This is a genomic window from Georgenia sp. Z1491, from assembly GCF_057652395.1.
Window position 1 is genome coordinate 3,145,886 of sequence record NZ_CM172729.1, and the last position, 18,392, is coordinate 3,164,277.

An 18,392-nucleotide genomic window follows, 5' to 3' on the forward strand; every position below is an offset into this window, starting at 1 on the left:
CGCGCCGGAGCGCCTAGTCTGAGCCCGTGACCGACACGATCGACGAGCTCTCCACCACCGATTCCGCCAGCCTCGCCCGCTCCCAGTCGCGCAGCGACGCGATCGAGGCCGACCTCGCGGAGCACCCCGAGCGGTACCGCGTGCTCACGGGCGACCGCCCCACGGGTCAGCTGCACATCGGGCACTACTTCGGTTCGCTGGCGAACCGGGTGCGCCTGCAGGACCTCGGCGTGGAGTCCTACGTGCTGGTGGCGGACTACCAGGTGATCTACGACCGGGACGGCGTCGGCGACCTCAAGGACAACGTGCTCTCCGCGCTCGCGGACTACCTCGCCGTCGGCATCGACCCCGCCCGCTCGACGATCTTCACGCACTCGAGCGTGACGGCGCTCAACCAGCTCCTGCTCCCGTTCCTCTCGCTCGTCACCGACGCCGAGCTGCGCCGCAACCCCACGGTCAAGGACGAGCTCGCCGGGTCCTCCCGGCCGATGTCCGGGCTCATGCTCACGTTCCCCGTGCACCAGGCGGCCGACATCCTGTTCTGCCGGGCGAACCTCGTGCCGGTGGGCAAGGACCAGCTCCCCCACATCGAGCTCACGCGCCTCGTCGCCCGCCGGTTCGACGAGCGCTACGGCCGGGTCGATCCCGAGCGGCCCATCTTCCCGCAGGCCGACGCGCTGCTCTCCCCCGCCCCCCTCCTGCTCGGCATGGACGGCGCGAAGATGAGCAAGTCCAAGGGCAACACGATCGAGATCGGGATGGACGCCGACACCACGGCGCGGATCATCAAGAAGGCCGTCACCGACGCCGACCGGCACATCACGTTCGACCCCGCGGGACGGCCGGAGGTCTCCAACCTCGTCCAGCTGGCCGCGCTGTGCCTGGGCCGGGACCCGGTCGACGTGGCCGAGGAGCTGGGCGACGCGGGCGGTGGCGGCCTGAAGAAGCTCGTGACGGAGGCGGTCAACGACCACTTCGGGCCGATCCGCGAGCGCCGCACGACCTATGCGGCCGACCCTGCCCAGCTCAGCCAGATCCTGCGTGAGGGAAACGAGCGGGCGAGCGCCGTCGCCGAGGCCACCCTGGCCGACGTCCGCGCCGCGATGCAGATGGACTACTGACCGACCACCTGCTCGGGCCTTCTCGGCCCGGACGACCGAGCCCGTCAGTGCCTGCAGACGCACGCACCGACGGGCTCGGTCGTGAGTGAGGCAGGACCCCGCTCACCCGCGGAGAAATCCCCTCACTCGTCGAAGGAGGTGGTCAGCCCTGGGCGGAGGCCGCGAGACCGAGCTCGGTGACGCCGTCGAGCAGGCGGTGCTGCGGGACGACCCGGACCGAGTAGCCGAACGAGCCGGCGTGGTCCAGCGTGACGTCGCCGGCGAACGTGTGGCGCCCGTCGACGCTGCCCTCGTGCGCCAGCGGCGTCACGGTGAGGTCGCCCAGCTCGTCGGAGTCGTCGACCCGGCCGGAGACCACCTGCACCTGGACGTCCTCCGGCGCGAGGTCGCCCAGCGCGACCGCGGTCGTCACGCTGATCGAGTCGCCGACCTTGACGACGTCCGGGAAGTCGTGGGCGTCGACCGTGTCGACCCGGACGGACGCCCACGCGGTGCGCACGCGGCGCTTCCACGTGGCGAGCTCCTTGGCGCCCTCGAACCGGTCGGTGCCGTTCAGCGCACGGCCGGCCACGGCGACCGGCGTGTAGAGCTGCTCGACGTAGTCGCGCAGCATGCGCGTGGCCTGCACCTTCGGCCCGAGCGTGGACAGGGTGTGCCGCACCTGCTCCATCCAGTGCGCGGGCACGCCGTCCTCGTCCCGGTCGTAGAACCGGGGCACGACGACGTTCTCGAGCTGGTCGTACAGCGCGGCGGCCTCGAGGGTGTCGCGGTGCTCGGTGTCCTCGACGCCGTCCGCGGTGGGGATCGCCCAGCCGTTGACGCCGTCGAACATCTCGTCCCACCAGCCGTCGAGGATCGACAGGTTGAGCGCGCCGTTGATCGCGCACTTCATGCCCGAGGTCCCCGACGCCTCGAGCGGACGCAGCGGGTTGTTGAGCCACACGTCGCAGCCGGGCATGAGCGTGCCCGCCATGGCGATGTCGTAGTTCGGGAGGAACACGAGCCGGTCCCGCACGCCCGCCTGGTCGGCGAAGGTGACGAACTGCTGGATGAGGCCGACGCCGGGCTCGTCGTCGGGGTGCGACTTGCCGGCCACGACGATCTGGATCGGGCGCTCCGGGTCGGTGAGCAGGCGCGTGAGGCGCTCGGGATCCTTGAGCATGAGGGTGAGGCGCTTGTAGGTCGGCACGCGGCGCGCGAACCCGATCGTCAGGACGTCCGGGTCGAGCGCGTCGGCGGTCCAGCCGAGCTCGGCCGGCGAGGCACCGCGGTCGAGCCACGACTTGCGCAGCCGCTCGCGGGCGGAGTCGACGAGCTTGCGGCGCAGCTCGTTGCGGGTCTGCCACAGCTCGAGGTCGGAGAACCCGCCCTCGGCCTCGGTCCGCTCCCAGCCCTCGCCGAAGGTGAGCGAGCGCTCGCCGAGACGCTCCGTCGCCCGCTCCGCGAACAGCGGGTCCACCCACGTGGGCCCGTGGACGCCGTTGGTCACCGAGGTGATCGGCACCTCGGTGACGTCGAACCCCGGCCACAGGTGGGCGAACATGCCGCGGGAGACCGAGCCGTGCAGCTCGGCCACGCCGTTGGCCCTGCGCGCCACGCGCAGGCCCATGACCGCCATGTTGAAGACCTCGGGGTTGCCGCCCTCGAAGTCCTCGGCGCCCAGGGCGAGGATCTCCTCCAGCCCGACGCCGGGGATGGCCACCTCGCCGCCGAAGTACCGGGAGACGAGCTCGCGGGAGAACCGGTCGATGCCGGCGGGGACGGGCGTGTGCGTGGTGAACACGGTCGCCGCCCGGACCGACTCCAGGGCGGCGCCGAGGTCCAGCCCCTCGCCCTGGACGTGCTCGCGGATGCGCTCGACCGAGAGGAACCCGGCGTGGCCCTCGTTGCAGTGGTAGACCTCCGGCGCCGGCGCACCGGTGAGGCGTGAGTACAGGCGGACGGCGCGCACGCCGCCCATGCCCAGGAGCAGCTCCTGCTCGAGCCGGTGCTCGGCGGAGCCCCCGTAGAGCCGGTCGGTGACCTTGCGCTCGCGCTCGTCGTTGTCGGGCACGTCGGAGTCCAGCAGGAGCAGCGGCACGCGGCCGACCTGGGCGACCCACACCTGGGCGCGCAGCGTGCGGCCGCCGGGCAGCGCCAGCTCGACCCGCGACGGTGTGCCGTCCGGCTCGCGCAGGAGCGCGAGCGGCAGGTTGTCCGGGTCGACCAGCGGGTAGGTCTCGTGCTGCCAGCCCTCGCGGGTGAGCGACTGCTTGAAGTAGCCGGCGCCGTACAGCAGCCCGACGCCGACGATCGGCACGCCCAGGTCGGAGGCGGACTTCAGGTGGTCCCCGGCGAGGATGCCGAGGCCGCCGGAGTACTGGGGCAGCACGGAGGTGATGCCGTACTCGGCGGAGAAGTAGGCGACCGCGGCCGGCCGGTCCGCCGGGCCCTCGGTCTGGTACCAGCGGGGCTCGGTCATGTAGGTCGCCAGGTCGGCATCGAGCTCGCGCACGCGCGCGACCACGTCCGGGTCGGCGGCGAGCTCGTCGAGCCGGGTGCGCGGGAGCGCGCCGAGGAGCCGGATCGGGTCCTCGTGCACCTCCGTCCACGCCTCGGGGTCGAACGACTCGAACAGGGCGCGGGTCGGTTCGTGCCAGGACCAGCGCAGGTTCGTCGCGAGGGTGTCGAGAGGCGCGAGCGCCTCGGGGAGGACGGTGCGGACCGTGAAACGGCGGATGGCTCTCACGCGGGCGAGCCTAGCCGGTCCGTTGTCGGGTTTCTGTCCTGTTGCAGGTCCGGCCCGGCGGGTCCCCGCCGACGCCCGGGTCAGCGGCCCGGACGTCGTTCGGGCCGCGGACGTCCGGGCGACTCGGTAGGTTGGCGGACGTGAGCCACACGCAGCCACCCGAGTCCACGCGCACCCCCGGACGGGCCGCCCCGCTGACCCCCTGGCCCGCCTCGGCCCGACCACCGGCACCGGCGGCGTTCGCCCCCGTCGGGCGCATACCCGTCGTCGAGGTCGCGCCCGTGATCGAGGACGGCCGCTGGCCCGCGAAGGCGACCGCCGGCGAGGCGCTGCCCATCTCCGCGACCGTCTTCCGCGAGGGGCACGACCTGCTCGGGGCGACCGCCGTGCTGCTGCGGCCCGACGGCTCCGTGCACTCGAGCGCCCGCATGGTCGACGTCGCGCCCGGGCTCGACCGCCTCGAGGCGTGGCTGACCCCCGACGCCCCCGGCGACTGGTCGTTCCGCGTCGAGGCCTGGTCGGACCCCGTGGGGACCTGGATCCACGACGCCGAGGTGAAGATCGAGGCGGGCGTCGACGTCGACCTCATGCTCGCCGAGGGTGCCGTCGTGCTCACCCGCGCCGCCGAGCTCGAGCGCCCCGCCGCCGACCGCGACCTCCTGCTCGCCGCCGCGGCCGTGCTCGCCGACGAGACCCTCGCCCCCGGCGAGCGGATGGTGCGCGCGACATCCGAGGACGTGCGGTCCCTGCTCGAGCGGGCCCCGCTGCGGGACGCGCTCTCGCCGTCGGCTACCTACCCGCTGCAGGTCGACCGCCTCAAGGCCCTCTACGGGTCCTGGTACGAGATCTTCCCGCGCTCGACGGGCGCCTACCGCGACCCCGTGACCGGGCAGATGGTCTCCGGCACGCTGCGCACGGCCGCCGAGGACCTGCCGCGCATCGCCGACCTGGGCTTCGACGTCGTCTACCTCACCCCGGTCCACCCGATCGGCACGACGAACCGCAAGGGCCGCAACAACACCCTCGGCGCCGAGCCGGGGGACCCCGGCTCCCCGTACGGCATCGGCTCGCCCGAGGGCGGGCACGACGCCATCCACCCGGAGCTCGGGACCTTCGACGACTTCGACCACTTCGTCGACCGGGCGCGCGGTCTCGGCATGGAGGTCGCCCTCGACGTGGCGCTCCAGGCGTCCCCGGACCACCCGTGGGTCACGGAGCACCCCGAGTGGTTCACCACGCGGGCCGACGGGTCGATCGCCTTCGCGGAGAACCCGCCGAAGAAGTACCAGGACATCTACCCGCTGAACTTCGACAACGACCCCGAGGGCATCTACTCGGCCGTCCGCGACGTCCTGCAGACGTGGGTCGACCACGGCGTGACGCTATTCCGGGTCGACAACCCGCACACGAAGCCGCTGGACTTCTGGCACCGCGTCCTCACCGACTTCCACGCCCGGCACCCCGAGGTCGTCTTCCTCGCCGAGGCCTTCACCAGGCCGGCGATGATGCGCACCCTCGGCGCCATCGGCTTCCACCAGAGCTACACGTACTTCACGTGGCGGAACACGAAGGAGGAGCTCGGCGACTACCTCCTCGAGGTCGCGCACGAGACCGACACCCACATGCGGCCGGCGTTCTGGCCGACCACGCACGACATCCTCACGCCGTACATGCAGCAGGGGGGCGCGGCCGCGTTCGCCGTCCGCGCGGTCCTCGCCGCGACCGGCTCGCCCACGTGGGGCATCTACTCCGGGTACGAGCTGGTCGAGAACGTGCCGCGTCCCGGGGCGGAGGAGCAGGTCGACAACGAGAAGTACGAGCTCAAGGCCCGGGACCACTCCCAGGACGAGGTCCGCGGGATCGCCCCGCTGCTGCGCAAGCTCAACGTCGCCCGCCGGGCGCACCCGGCGCTGCAGCGGCTGCGCAACGTGGCCCTGCACGCCACGACGAGCGACCAGATCCTCGCGTTCTCCCGCCACCTGCCGGCGGACCAGTCACCCACCGGGCACGAGGACACCGTCATCGTCGTGGCCAACCTCGACCCGTTCACCACGCGCGACGGCCTCGTCCATCTCGACCTGGCCGCGATCGGCATCGACGTGCCGACGGGAGCAGGACCCGAGCAGCACGTCCTCACGGTCCGCGACGAGCTCGACGGCGCCGTCTACGAGTGGGGCGCCAGCCCGTACGTGCGACTCACGCCGTCCGAGCGCACCGCCCACGTGCTGACGGTGCTGCGATGAGCGCGCCGACGATCCCCGACCTGCCCGAGGACGCGCCCGCCGCTACGCGGCCGGGCCTGTCCGACGACCCGGAGTGGTACCGGACCGCGGTGTTCTACGAGGTCTACGTCAAGACGTTCTCCGACAGCACGGCGGACGGCACGGGCGACTTCCGCGGGCTGACCTCGCGCCTGGACTACCTCCAGTGGCTGGGCATCGACTGCCTGTGGGTCCCGCCGTTCTACCCCTCGCCGCAGCGCGACGGCGGTTACGACGTCGCCGACTTCACCGCCGTCGACCCGCAGTACGGCTCGCTGGACGACTTCGACGAGTTCGTCTCCGAGGCGCACGCCCGCGGGATCCGGGTCCTCATCGACGTCGTCGCCAACCACACGTCCGACGCCCACCCCTGGTTCCAGGCCTCGCGGAACAACCCCGACGGCCCGTACGGCGACTTCTACGTGTGGAGCGACACCAACGAGCGGTACTCCGGCGCGCGGATCATCTTCGTCGACACGGAGGAGTCGAACTGGACGTTCGACACCGTGCGCCGCCAGTACTTCTGGCACCGGTTCTTCTCCCACCAGCCGGACCTCAACTACGAGAACCCGGCGGTGCAGGAGGCGATCTTCGACGTCGTGCGGTTCTGGGCGCGCCGCGGGGTCGACGGGTTCCGGCTCGACGCCGTGCCCTACCTGTTCGAGGAGGAGGGGACGAACTGCGAGAACCTCCCGGCCACCCACGCGTTCCTCGCCCGGCTGCGGGCGATGATCGACGACGAGTTCCCCGGCACGCTCGTCCTCGCCGAGGCGAACCAGTGGCCCGAGGACGTCGTGGACTACTACGGCACGCCCGAGGCGCCCGAGTGCCACATGTGCTTCCACTTCCCCGTCATGCCGCGCATCTTCTACGCGCTGCGCGACCAGCGGGCGTCGGCGATCCGGGACATCCTCGCCGCCACCCCCGACCTGCCCCAGGGCGCCCAGTGGGCGACGTTCCTGCGCAACCACGACGAGCTCACGCTCGAGATGGTGAGCACCGAGGAGCGCGCCGCCATGTACGGCTGGTACGCGGAGGACCCGCGCATGCGGGCGAACGTCGGCATCCGTCGCCGCCTCGCGCCGCTGCTGGGCCACTCCCGCGCCGAGCTCGAGCTCGCGAACGCGCTCCTGCTGTCCCTGCCCGGGTCGCCGTACCTGTACTACGGGGACGAGATCGGGATGGGGGACAACATCTGGTTGAACGACCGCGACGGCGTGCGCACGCCCATGCAGTGGACGCCGGACCGCAACGCGGGCTTCTCCACCGCCCAGGACCCGGGCCGGCTCTACCTGCCCGTCGTCCAGTCGCTCGTGAGCACGTACACGGCGGTCAACGTCGAGTCCCAGCTCGCCCAGCCCACCTCGCTTCTGCACTGGGTGCGCGGCATGCTGGAGGTGCGGCGCCGCTACCCCGTGTTCGGCGACGGCGACTTCGTGCCCCGCGACGTCGACAACGAGGCGGTGCTCGCGTTCACGCGGTCGAACGTCGCCACCACGGTGCTGTGCGTGTCCAACCTCGCCAACACCCCGCGCACGGCCCGGGTCGACGTGCCCGAGCACGCGGGCTGGGAGGCGACCGACGTGTTCGGCGGCGCCCGGTTCCCGGCGGTCGGCCCGGACGGCACGCTCGAGCTCACGCTCGGCTCGCGCGACTTCTTCTGGCTCGAGCTCACGCGTCCCGGGACGGTGCCGACGGCGCCGCTGGAGGGGCGCACGGACACGGCGCACGCGGACTTCCAGGGCCCGCCGAGCGTGGCCACCGGCCCGTCGTACCCGGGCTCGGGCGTCCGTACGGCCCCGACGACCCCGGCGATGCCCACCCGTCGGCCGACGACCGGGATGTTCCCCGGCCTCGACGCCGGGATCGCGGCGGGGCCCACGCCACCCCTGCCCGAGGACCGCTCCGAGCTCTCCCCCGTCGAGGAGGCGGTCGCCGCCCGCGACCAGGCCACGGACCCTGGCTCCGAACCCGAGGACCCGAAGGACACCTGATGCCGACCGTCTCCCCCGCGTTCGACGACTTCCTCCCCCGATGGGTCGCGCGCCAGCGGTGGTACCGCGGCTCCGCCGACCCGAGGCTCACCCGGGTCGGCGGGGCGCGCCTGGAGGACCCGGCCGGCGAGGTCGGGGTGGAGTGGTGGATGCTGCGCGACGACGCCGAGGAGCCGGTCGTCTACCTCGTGCCGCTGACCTACCGCGGCGCCCCGCTGGCCGACGACTCCGGCCTCGTCGAGGTCGTCGAGCACTCCGAGCTCGGCACCCGGTGGATCTACGACGCCCCTGCGGACCCCCTGTTCGGCCGGCTCGCGCTGAGCGCGGTGGCCGGCACCGCCGAGGTCGAGGGCCTGGGCGCCGAGCCCGGCGAGACCTCCGCGCTGCCCGCCGGGGACAGCCGGCCGCTGACCGGCGAGCAGTCCAACTCCTCCCTCGTCGTCGACCCGGCGCCGGGCCAGGACGCGTCCCCGGTCATCGTCAAGATCTTCCGCGTGCTCGACGCCGGGGACAACCCCGACGCCGAGCTCACCGGCGCCCTCTCGCGCGCCGGCTCGACGACCGTCCCCCGGGTCGTCGGCGCCCTGAGGGGCACGTGGCAGGACGACGGGGCCCCCGCGTCGGGGCACCTTGCCGTCGCCACGGAGTACCTGGCCGGGGCGAGCGACGCCTGGGAGGTGGCCGTCGAGGCCGCCCGGTCGGGCACCGACTTCACCGCGCGCGCCCGCGCGCTCGGTGCGACCGTCGGCGAGATCCACGCGCGGCTGTTCACCCTCGGCACCGCCGTCCCGGGCTCGGAGGCACGCCGGGCGCTGACTGCCGAGGTCGAGGAGCGGCTGCGCCGGGCCGGAGCGGCCGCCGCGGAGGTCGGTGGGCGCGCCGAGCGCGTGCGGGAGGTCGTCGGCCACGGCGTCGAGGCGGCCTGGCCCGTGCTCCAGCGCATCCACGGCGACCTGCACCTCGGTCAGGTCCTCGACGTGCCCGGACGCGGCTGGGTCGTGCTCGACTTCGAGGGCGAGCCGCTGCGGTCGCTGACGGAGCGCCGGCTGCCGGACATCCCCGAGCGCGACGTCGCCGGGATGCTGCGCTCCTTCGACTACGCGGCCGGCACCGCGCGGGCGGGCGGCGCCGACCCGGCCGCCACCCGCGCGTGGGCCACCGCCGCGCGCCGTTCCTTCGTCGCCGGGTGGGAGTCCGTCGCCGGGCGCTCCGTGCGCGGCCCGCTCCTCGACACCGCCGAGGTCGCCAAGGCGCTGTACGAGATCGACTACGAGGCGCGCTACCGGCCCGACTGGCTGGGCGTGCCGCTCGACGGCCTGCGCGCCCTGCTCGCCGACCGCGGCGCGGGAAGCGCCGCCGTGGGGAACAATGGGTCCATGAGCGCCGAACCAGCCGCCGTCCACGCCGACGTGCTCACCGCGGTCGCCGACGGCACGCACCACGACCCGCACTCGGTGCTCGGCGCCCACCCGGGCGCCGAGGGCGTGACGATCCGGGCGCTCGCGCACCTGGCCGAGGCCGTCACGGTGGTCACCACCGAGGGCCGCTTCCCGGCCGAGCACGAGCACGGCGGCATCTGGACCGTCGTGCTCCCGACCGGCTCGGTCCCGGACTACCGGCTCGAGGTCACCTACGACGGCCGGACGACGACCGTCGACGACCCCTACCGGTTCCTGCCCACGATCGGCGAGGTCGATCTCCACCTCATCGGCGAGGGCCGGCACGAGACCCTGTGGACCGCGCTCGGCGCGCACGTCCGCACGTTCCCCTCCGTCCTCGGTGAGGTCTCCGGCGTCTCCTTCACGGTGTGGGCGCCCAACGCCCGCGCCGTGCGCGTGGTCGGCGACCACAACGGCTGGGAGGGCCGCCGCCACGCCATGCGCTCGCTGGGCGGCTCCGGCGTGTGGGAGCTCTTCGTCCCCGGGGTCGGCGCCGGGCAGCGGTACAAGTTCCAGATCCGCACCCCCGAGGGGCACTGGGTCGACAAGGCCGACCCGATGGCCCGCCGGGCCGAGGTGCCGCCGAGCACGGCGTCCGTCGTCGAGACCTCCTCCTACGTGTGGGGCGACGAGGCGTGGATGGCCGACCGCGCCGCCACCGACCCGCACGCCGGGCCGATCTCGATCTACGAGGTGCACCTGCCGTCGTGGCGGCCGGGGCTGAGCTACGTCGAGCTCGCCGACGAGCTCGTGACGCACGTGAAGTACCTCGGCTTCACGCACGTCGAGCTCATGCCCGTGGCCGAGCACCCGTTCGGCGGCTCCTGGGGCTACCAGGTCACCGGGTACTACGCCGCGACGTCACGCCTCGGCTCGCCGGACGAGCTCCGGTTCCTCATCGACACCCTCCACCGGGAGGGCATCGGCGTCATCGTCGACTGGGTGCCGGCGCACTTCCCCAAGGACTCCTTCGCGCTCGCCCGCTTCGACGGGACCGCCCTGTACGAGGATCCGGACCCGCTGCGCGGTGAGCAGCCCGACTGGGGCACCTACGTCTTCAACTACGGCCGCCGCGAGGTGCGCAACTTCCTCGTCGCCAACGCCACCTACTGGCTCGAGGAGTTCCACGTCGATGGCCTGCGGGTGGACGCCGTCGCGTCGATGCTCTACCTCGACTACTCCCGCGAGCCCGGCCGGTGGCGGCCCAACGCCCGCGGCGGGCGCGAGAACCTCGAGGCGATCAGCTTCCTCCAGGAGACCAACGCGACCGCCTACCGGCGCTCGCCGGGGGTGATGATGATCGCCGAGGAGTCCACCGCGTGGCCCGGCATCACGGCGATGACCTCCGCCGGCGGCATCGGGTTCGGCCTCAAGTGGAACATGGGCTGGATGAACGACACCCTCCGCTACCTCGCGGAGGAGCCGATCAACCGCCGGTACCACCACGGCGAGCTCACCTTCTCGATGGTCTACGCCTACTCGGAGCAGTTCATCCTGCCGATCAGCCACGACGAGGTCGTGCACGGCAAGGGGTCGCTGCTGGCGAAGATGCCGGGCGACTACTGGCAGCAACGGGCCGGCGTCCGCGCCCTGCTCGGCTACCAGTGGTCGCACCCGGGCAAGCAGCTGCTGTTCATGGGTCAGGAGTTCGCGCAGGGCACCGAGTGGAACGAGGGCGCCGGCCTGGACTGGGCCCAGGCCCAGCAGCCCGAGCACGACGCGATCGTGCAGCTCGTCCACGAGCTCAACACCGTCTACCGTGAGCGGCCGGCCATGTGGTCGCAGGACTTCCGCCCGGAGGGCTTCGAGTGGATCGAGGCCGGCGACGGCGACCACAACGTGCTGACCTACCTGCGTCGCTCGGTCGACGGCGACGACCACGTGATGGTCGTCGTCAACTTCGCCGGCACCGCCCACGAGGGCTACCGGGTGGGCGTCCCCGACGCGGTGCCCGGCAGCTCGCGGTGGCGCGAGATCCTCAACACCGACGACGAGCGCTTCGGCGGCTCGGGGATCATCAACACCGGCGACCAGGTCGCGCGCGACGTCCCCTGGAACGGGCGATCGAGGTCGATCACGCTGCGGGTGCCGGCCCTGTCCGCGATCTGGCTCGAGCCGGTCGGCGAGCAGCTGCCGCCGAAGGAGTGACCCGGCGCTCGCCCGACGTCGTCGGGCGAGCGTCCGCACCGGTCAGTACAGCGCGCTGGCGAGCAGCCGGCGGGCCCTGGCCACGTCCGGGTCCGCCGGGCCCTGGACGTCGAACAGCTCGAGCAGCCGCTTGCGCACCGTCTCGCGCTCGTCGCCGGCCGTGCGACGCACGACGCCGACGAGGCGGTCGAAGGCCGCCGCCACGCGCCCCGACACCATCTCGACGTCGGCCGCGACGAGCCGGGTCTCGAGATCCGCGCCCTCGGCGTCGCCGGCCGCGAGCGCGGCCTGCGGGTCCTCGACCTGCGCGAGCCGGCGAGCCAGGGTGACCTGCGCGAGCGCCGAGACGGCCTCGGCGTCCTTCGGGTTCTGCGCGAGCGCCTTTCGGTAGGCCTCGGCGGCGGCCTCGAGGTCGCCGCGCTCGATCGCGGCCACCCCCTCCGCGTGCAGCGGCGGCAGCGGCTCGGGCTCCGGCTCGACGGGCGTCTCGTCACCCTCCTCACCGACGTCGAGGCGACCCGTGAGGCCGTTCTGCTCGGCGACGGTGAGCAGCTCCGACATCACCGGGCGCAGCTGGTCGACCGGCGGGCTGCCGGTGAACAGCGGCATCGGCCGGCCGCCGAGGAGGGCCACGACGGAGGGGACCTGGGAGACCTGGAGCGCCTGCGCGATACGCGGCTGCGCGTCCCCGTCGACCACCGCCAGCTGGATCCGGCCGCCCTGCTCCCGCACGAGGGTCTCGAGCGTTGCGCGCAGCTCGTTCGAGCCCTGGGCACGGGCGGACAGGATGGCGACGAGGACCGGAAGCTCCTGGGACCGGGCGACGACCTCGCCGAGGAGCTCCTCGGTCAGGTCGACGACGAGCCCGTTCGGGTCGCTCGCGGGCTCGCCGCCCGCCGGCGCAGCCGGGGCGGCGAGGGCGGACAGGTCGACGGCACCGTAGAGGGAGGGCTGAGACATGCCGCCATTGTCCCCCGACCGGGCCGGGTCGCGCAGCACACTTTGCGCAGAGCGGATCACGCGCGCGGGGTCGGCCCTCGCCCGACGGTCGGCGCTCGCCCGACGGTCAGCGCTCGCCCGACGGTCAGCCCGCGTCGGTGGCGGACTCCGACGCGGACTCCGACGCCGACTCCGACCCGCCGGACGGGGACTCGACCACGGACTGGCCCGACGAGATCGCCTCGGTGAGCACCGACGTCGCGCCGAGCACCTCGATCGTCTGGTCCTCCGCCTCGGCGGAGGGGACGTGGAAGGCCACGCTCACCTGGGCGATGGCGCTCACCTCGTCCTCGACCACCCCGTCGTCGCCGAGCAGGTCGCCGAAGACACCGCCGACCGTGAGCGTGCCCTCGGGCTCGGTCTTCGTCACCGTCGTGGTCGTGCGGATCACGCCGACGACGATCGCACCGCCCTCGACGGTCTGCAGCGACAGCGGCCCGTCGATCACCGGCTCGGCGGAGACGGTCGCAGTACCCGCGGCGGACACGGCCTCGTTGAGGCCGGCGGTCTCGGCGAACACGTCCGAGCGGAACTCGTCGGGGCCGAACCGCTCGGCCTGACTGCCCTCGGGGTCCGAGATCAGCTGGGCGTAGGCGTCGACGACCTCGGCCGGCGAGAGCACGAGCGAGTCGTCGTCGGTGGGCACGGCCTCGGCGCCGATGTCCGGCGCGAGAGTCTCCGGCACGGTCACGCCCGGGAACAGCTCGACCCACGACCACAGCCGGTAGTTGTCGCGCACGTCGGAGGTCGCGAGCGTGAGGAGCAGCGGGAGGTTCGAGCCGTCGGGGATCTGGCTCACCGCCATCGCCACCCGCGGGTACTCCTGGCTGCCGCCAACGATGTCGACCTGGGTGTCGAGCGAGAGCGGGTCCGGCTGGACCGTGCCACCGGTCGCCTCGGCGATCCGGTACTCGGCCGAGCGCAGCCGGAAGGCCGGGCCCATCACGCGTTCGCGCAGCAGCTCGGGATCCTGGGCCTCGTCCGCGTCGGCGACCGACGTCGCCACGCCCTCGAGCACGGCCTCAAGCGTCTCCTGGTCGAGCGACGGGCCGCCGGCGTCGGAGGGGGCCTCCGCGTTCGGCGTCGGCAGCTCCTCCTCCCCCTCGGACCCGCAGCCGGCGAGAAGGCCTGCGGAGAGCAGGACAGCAAGTGTGGTCGTGGTGCGGCGGTTCATCACGTCACCTCCGGTTCTCGGGAGCGCTCCGAGGACCGAAGCCCCACAGGTCGCGCCATTCGTCGTCCGTCGTCGTCGTGGCGGCGCCGGACGACATGGTGGTCGGGGTCCCGTCGCTGTGCGCGGGGCCGGCGTCGCCGCCGGCGTCCGGCTCGCCCGTGGAAGTGGCGGCTCCGGGAGCGTCGCCGAGCCGCGCGCGGCGGTCGAGCGCACGGCGCTCGCGCCGGGTAAGGGGTCGGCCGGCGGCCTGGGCGGCCTCCGCGTCGGCGAGTGCCTGATCGGCGTCGACGGTCGAGGTCGGCGTGTCCGCCCCGGGCGCGTCGGCTGATCCGCGGTGCGCGTCCGCGCGCGGCGAGTAGGGCAGGATCCCCGCGCCGCGCGAGGAGCCGGCGGAACGCAGGTCCTCGCGGACCTCGGTGTCGACGCCGGCCCGCAGGTCGTCGTGCGCCTCGCGGCGCGCCTCGGCGAGGACGCGGCGCTCGTGGCGGCGCAGGGACTCCCCCGCACGCTCCCGCGCGGCCAGCGCGGCCATCTCCGGCGCGAGCGCGGCGTCGACCGCCTCGGGCTCGGCGTCCGCCGCATCGGTCGGGGCGTCCACATGCTCGACGACGTCGATGGTCTCGGCGTCGTCCTCGCGCGGCGCGAACGCCGCCGTGCCGAGCGCCGCCGTCGCACTCGCAGCGCCGGCACCCGCGAACGCGGCGCCGTGGGTGGCGGAGGTGCCGGAGCCCTCCGTGCCGGACCGGTCGTGGGTGCCCGCGTCGTCGGCCGACGCGGCGCTCCCGCGCGCGTCGGCGACCTCGGGCGCGTAGGGGTCCGTCGTCGGGCGCCCCGCGGCGGGCGCCGCGTCGTACGCACCGCTGCCGGTGCGGGAGGCGGCCAGCTCGTCGTCCACGGCCGGCCGGTCGTCGTGGACCCCGGCGGGAGCGTCGGCGCCGGCGCCTCGGCCGCCGTCGCGCCCGGGCCGGCGGGAGGGCCACAGGAGCAGCGCGAGCGCGACGAGGAGCAGGACGCCGCCGGCGACGAGACCGGGCACGAGGTAGGGGGTCTCGACCTCCTGGGGCCAGGACAGGGTGAGCGACGGCGCGTCCGCGGTGCCGTCGACGACGGCGAACAGCGTCTGTCCGCCCGGCTCGCCCGCCCGGTCGAGGGTGACCTCACCGGTGCCGACGTCGGCGTCGCGGAACAGGTCGGAGCCCGACGGGTGCGGGACCGTGCTCTCCGTGCCGGCCACGGCGCTCGCCAGCTCGGTGCGCGACTCGAGGCCGGTGACCGAGGTGCGCTCTGCGTCGCCGACCCACTCCGTCACGCGGCTGGTCGGCACGAACGTGTACCAGATCTCCTCGCCGGGATCGGCGGTGAGCGTGACGGTCACCTCGTCGGCGCCCATCTCGAGGACACCCGGGTCGGTGAGCAGGATGGGGGTACCGGGCCGTTCCGCCAACGAGGCCGTGAGCTCGTCCTCGTCCCGCCAGGACGTGGCGGACAGGATCGCCAGGACGATCGCGGTCACACCGAGGACGGCGAGCAGTGCCGCGAGGATGCGTCGGATCACGGGGCGGGCGTCCTTCCGGTCGGCGGCCGCCGACGGCGACCCGGTTCGACTGACCAGGGTACGGCGTGATGGCGCCCCACGGAGCGTGGAACGGCACACGCCCGACCGCCGACTCACGTCGGCGACGTACCCTGGCGCCGGTAACCCGCCCGTGACGTGGCCATGAGCCACGATCCGGGCCCTCCCCGACCGTGAGGACCGTCATGGACGAGCAGGCCAGCTTCCCCGTCGTCATGCGGGGCTACGACCGCGCCCAGGTCGACCACCGCATCAACGACCTCACGAGCCGGCTCGCGGCGGCCCGCGACCACGTGGAGAACCTCGACGCCCGCGTGCTGCGGCTGACCACCGAGCTCGAGGACGTCCGGGGCCAGCTGGCCGAGTCCGGGACGCCGACCTACGCCGGCCTCGGTTCGCGCACGGCCCACCTGCTCTCCGCGGCCGAGCAGCAGGCGAACGAGGTCGTCGAGCAGGCGGAGAGGGACGCGCGCCGGACGACGGAGCGCGCCCAGGCCTCGGCCGACCGGCTCGGCGAGCGCTCCGAGCGCGAGGCCGCCGCCGTCGTCGGCGACGCCCGGCGCGCGGCCGACCTGCTGACCTCGCGCTCGGAGTCCGAGGCCTCGGCCCGCGTGCAGGACGCCGAGGTTCGCGCGGAGGAGCTGCTCACCGCGGCCGAGCGCCGCGTCTCGGCGATCCGCCGAGAGATCGAGGCCGAGGAGATCACGCGCAGGGCCGACCTCGAGCGGGAGCTCGGTCTGGCACGCGCGACCGCCACCGAGGAGCTGGCCGTCACCCGGGCGAACGCCGAGCGCGACCTCGCGGCCGCGCACGAGGCCGCGACCACGGCCCGGGCCCAGGCCGTCGAGCAGGCCGAGCAGCGGGCGAACGATGCCGAGCGCCGTGCCGCCCAGGCGCTCACGCTCGCCGAGGAGGTCACGCGGGAGGCGGACGAGGAGTCGCGGTTCCGTGTCTCCGAGGCGAGCGAGGAGGCCGAGCGCCTGCTCACCGCGGCCCGCGAGGAGGCCGAGCGGACCCGCATCGACGTGGCCGAGGAGGCCGACCGGGCCCGCGTCGGTGCCGGGGCCGAGGTCGCGCGCCTCGAGGAGCGAGGCACGCTGCTCACCGAGTACCTCGAGCAGATCCGGCGGGCCCTGCACGAGGTCGTCGAGACCGGCGCCGAGGACGGGATCGGGGCGGCCGCACGGGCCGACGCCGTCCTCGCGGACCCGCCGGGCGGGCCCCGCACGTCGGGTGCCACCGCGGACCGGACGGACGCGCAGGTCGCGGACGTGGACATCGACCCGGTGGACGACACGACTCCGGCCGACGCTGACCGGGCGGAGGAGCCGGACCTCGACGAGGGCGCCGGCCCGGACGACGGCCCGAGGCCGGACGAGTCGGACCTCGACGGAGGCGCCGAAGAGGCAGGCGCCGACGACGCAGGCGCGCCGGGCCCGGACGAGACTGTCGCACCGGACGAGACCACCGGCGGGACCGATCAGCGGCAGGGCTGATCGGCGGACCGGGCAGGCGCCGGAGGGGGCCGGCGGGCGGCGCGCCCGACGAGCCTGAGGCTCAGCGGACCATCCGCACGGTCGGCAACGTCTCGAAGGACCCGGTCTCGCCGTCCTCGACGAACCCGTGGCGGCGGTAGAAGGCACGCGCGCGCTCCTGGTCCCGCCACACCCACAGGAACGCCGGGGCGTCGCCGAGCGCCATCGTCATGAGGTTGTCGGCCGTGCCGCTCCCCTGCTCGTCGACGTCGAGGTACATCGACTCCAGCCGCAGGGACCGGACCTCGCCACCGCCGACCGCGCTCGCCCGCAGGAACCCCACCGCCGCGCCGTCGCGGTGGGCGAGCCAGGTGGCCGCTCCCCCGCCGTCGTCGGCCAGCAGCTCCCGCCACGTCCGCGGGTAGTCGGCCAGACGCTCGTCGAGCCGGTCGGCGTCGACCGCGCCGCCGTAGGTCGCCCGCCAGGCCCTGGCGTGCAGCTCGGCGATCACCTCCGCGTCGAGCACGGTCGCAGGGCGGATCTTCGCGGTGGTCACCGCGCCACCCTACGGCTCCCGCGCGAGACCGACCGCGCGCTCGTGGAGGTCACGCAGGGCACCTCCGACGGCCTCCGGCGCCTCCAGCGGCGCCAGGTGGCCGACGGACGCGATCTCGAGGACCTCGGTGCCCAGGGCGTCGGCCATGTCCAGCGCGTCGTCCCCGGTCGCCAGCGAGTCCTCGGCCCCCCGCAGCACGAGCGCGGCGACCCCCCGCCGGCCCAACGCCCGCAGGTCGTCCGTCGAGTCCGGCCGGGCGGCCATCGCCCGCGCGGCGAACGCGACCCCCTCCGGCGTGGCCTCCGCCGCCCACCCGGCGACCGCGTCGGTCAGGCCGGGCGCGTCGTTCGCCGTCGTCGTGCCGAGGAGCGGGCCGAGCGTGGGGGCGAGCGCCGAGACTCCGGGCGGACCCAGGACGTCGACGGCGAGCCGCTCGCGCCTCTCGCGCGCCTCACCGGGGTCGGGCGCGGCCTTCGTGTCGATGAGCCCGATGCCGGCGAGCCGCTCGGGGGCCAGCGCGGCGAGCCGCATCGAGACGTAGCCGCCGATCGACGTACCGGCGAGAACGAAGCGGTCGACGCCCTGCTCGTCGAGCGCGGCGAGGACGGCCCGCGCGACCATCTCCAGACGGGGTCCGTCGGTCCAGGCCAGGGCGTCGGCGACGTCGGCCGGGGAGGGCGAGTCGCCGAACCCGGGAGAGTCGACGCTGAGGGTCGGGAGGTCGGTGAGGTGCGGCAGGAGACCCGCATACATGCGCGAGTCGAGCGGGAACGCATGGAGGAGGACGAGCGGGACGTCCCCGGTGGGACCGTGGCGGTGGACGGCGAGCGTGGTCATGGCATCAGCGTTCCACCCTGCCGCAGAAGCGGCCAGCCCGGCGGGTGTCCGGGAGCGCAGCGGGCGAGCTTCGTCGAGCCGGGTCGC

At 74.1% G+C, this 18,392-nt stretch carries 11 protein-coding genes; 5 read left to right on the forward strand and 6 right to left on the reverse strand.

Annotation, left to right across the window (positions count from 1 at the left end; translation table 11 throughout):
- The first annotated feature begins 26 nt into the window (after nt 1-26).
- Nucleotides 27-1,121 (forward strand): tryptophan--tRNA ligase, encoded by a 1,095-nt coding sequence (gene trpS / locus AC24HA_RS14450; protein ID WP_425707900.1) that lies wholly within the window; start codon nt 27-29, stop codon nt 1,119-1,121.
- A 142-nt stretch (nt 1,122-1,263) separates the two neighbouring features.
- Here the strand turns inward: trpS and glgP are convergent, their stop codons facing one another.
- Nucleotides 1,264-3,849 (reverse strand): alpha-glucan family phosphorylase, encoded by a 2,586-nt coding sequence (glgP, locus tag AC24HA_RS14455; protein ID WP_425707899.1) that lies wholly within the window; start codon nt 3,847-3,849, stop codon nt 1,264-1,266.
- Nucleotides 3,850-3,989: 140 nt separating this feature from the next.
- Here glgP and AC24HA_RS14460 point away from each other — a divergent pair, with 140 nt between their 5' ends.
- The 3 genes from AC24HA_RS14460 to glgB are packed head-to-tail and all read left to right on the forward strand — an operon-like array spanning nt 3,990 to nt 11,691.
- Nucleotides 3,990-6,092 carry an alpha-1,4-glucan--maltose-1-phosphate maltosyltransferase gene (locus AC24HA_RS14460; protein ID WP_425707898.1) on the forward strand — a complete coding sequence of 701 codons (2,103 nt, stop codon included), beginning with the start codon at nt 3,990-3,992 and terminating at the stop codon, nt 6,090-6,092.
- Nucleotides 6,089-8,104, forward strand: coding sequence for a maltose alpha-D-glucosyltransferase (gene treS / locus AC24HA_RS14465; protein WP_425707897.1), 2,016 nt, complete (start codon nt 6,089-6,091; stop codon nt 8,102-8,104). Before AC24HA_RS14460 ends, treS begins: the two co-directional genes overlap by 4 nt.
- Nucleotides 8,104-11,691 (forward strand): 1,4-alpha-glucan branching protein GlgB, encoded by a 3,588-nt coding sequence (gene glgB / locus AC24HA_RS14470; protein WP_425707896.1) that lies wholly within the window; start codon nt 8,104-8,106, stop codon nt 11,689-11,691. The genes treS and glgB overlap by 1 nt, the downstream gene beginning before the upstream one ends.
- A 42-nt stretch (nt 11,692-11,733) precedes the next feature.
- Here glgB and AC24HA_RS14475 read toward each other — a convergent pair whose 3' ends face one another.
- The 3 genes from AC24HA_RS14475 to AC24HA_RS14485 form a co-directional block, all read right to left on the reverse strand.
- Complete coding sequence (locus AC24HA_RS14475; protein WP_425707895.1) at nt 11,734-12,651, reverse strand: tetratricopeptide repeat protein; 918 nt, start codon at nt 12,649-12,651, stop codon at nt 11,734-11,736.
- Between the two features lie 124 nt (nt 12,652-12,775).
- Nucleotides 12,776-13,864, reverse strand: a complete 1,089-nt coding sequence (locus AC24HA_RS14480; protein WP_425707894.1) for a DUF8094 domain-containing protein — start codon at nt 13,862-13,864, stop codon at nt 12,776-12,778.
- A gap of 4 nt (nt 13,865-13,868) precedes the next feature.
- Nucleotides 13,869-15,419: a hypothetical protein gene (locus AC24HA_RS14485; RefSeq protein ID WP_425707893.1), complete on the reverse strand. Its 1,551-nt coding sequence runs from the start codon at nt 15,417-15,419 to the stop codon at nt 13,869-13,871.
- Between the two features lie 203 nt (nt 15,420-15,622).
- Here AC24HA_RS14485 and AC24HA_RS14490 point away from each other — a divergent pair, with 203 nt between their 5' ends.
- The gene (locus AC24HA_RS14490) at nt 15,623-16,933 is read left to right on the forward strand and encodes a coiled-coil domain-containing protein (RefSeq protein WP_425707892.1); all 1,311 of its coding nucleotides are present in this window, start codon (nt 15,623-15,625) and stop codon (nt 16,931-16,933) included.
- Between the two features lie 61 nt (nt 16,934-16,994).
- Here the strand turns inward: AC24HA_RS14490 and AC24HA_RS14495 are convergent, their stop codons facing one another.
- Nucleotides 16,995-17,468 (reverse strand): GNAT family N-acetyltransferase, encoded by a 474-nt coding sequence (locus AC24HA_RS14495; protein ID WP_425707891.1) that lies wholly within the window; start codon nt 17,466-17,468, stop codon nt 16,995-16,997.
- A gap of 9 nt (nt 17,469-17,477) precedes the next feature.
- Nucleotides 17,478-18,305, reverse strand: coding sequence for an alpha/beta fold hydrolase (locus AC24HA_RS14500; protein ID WP_425707890.1), 828 nt, complete (start codon nt 18,303-18,305; stop codon nt 17,478-17,480).
- Nucleotides 18,306-18,392: the final 87 nt, after the last annotated feature.

Excerpts from the sequence above, each read along its gene's own strand:
- AC24HA_RS14490 (WP_425707892.1), top strand. The coding sequence starts at position 15,623 with ATGGACGAGCAGGCCAGCTTCCCCGTCGTCATGCGGGGCTACGACCGC.
- treS (WP_425707897.1), top strand. The coding sequence starts at position 6,089 with ATGAGCGCGCCGACGATCCCCGACCTGCCCGAGGACGCGCCCGCCGCT.
- AC24HA_RS14475 (WP_425707895.1), bottom strand. The coding sequence starts at position 12,651 with ATGTCTCAGCCCTCCCTCTACGGTGCCGTCGACCTGTCCGCCCTCGCC.
- AC24HA_RS14500 (WP_425707890.1), bottom strand. The coding sequence starts at position 18,305 with ATGACCACGCTCGCCGTCCACCGCCACGGTCCCACCGGGGACGTCCCG.
- AC24HA_RS14480 (WP_425707894.1), bottom strand. The coding sequence starts at position 13,864 with ATGAACCGCCGCACCACGACCACACTTGCTGTCCTGCTCTCCGCAGGC.
- glgB (WP_425707896.1), top strand. The coding sequence starts at position 8,104 with ATGCCGACCGTCTCCCCCGCGTTCGACGACTTCCTCCCCCGATGGGTC.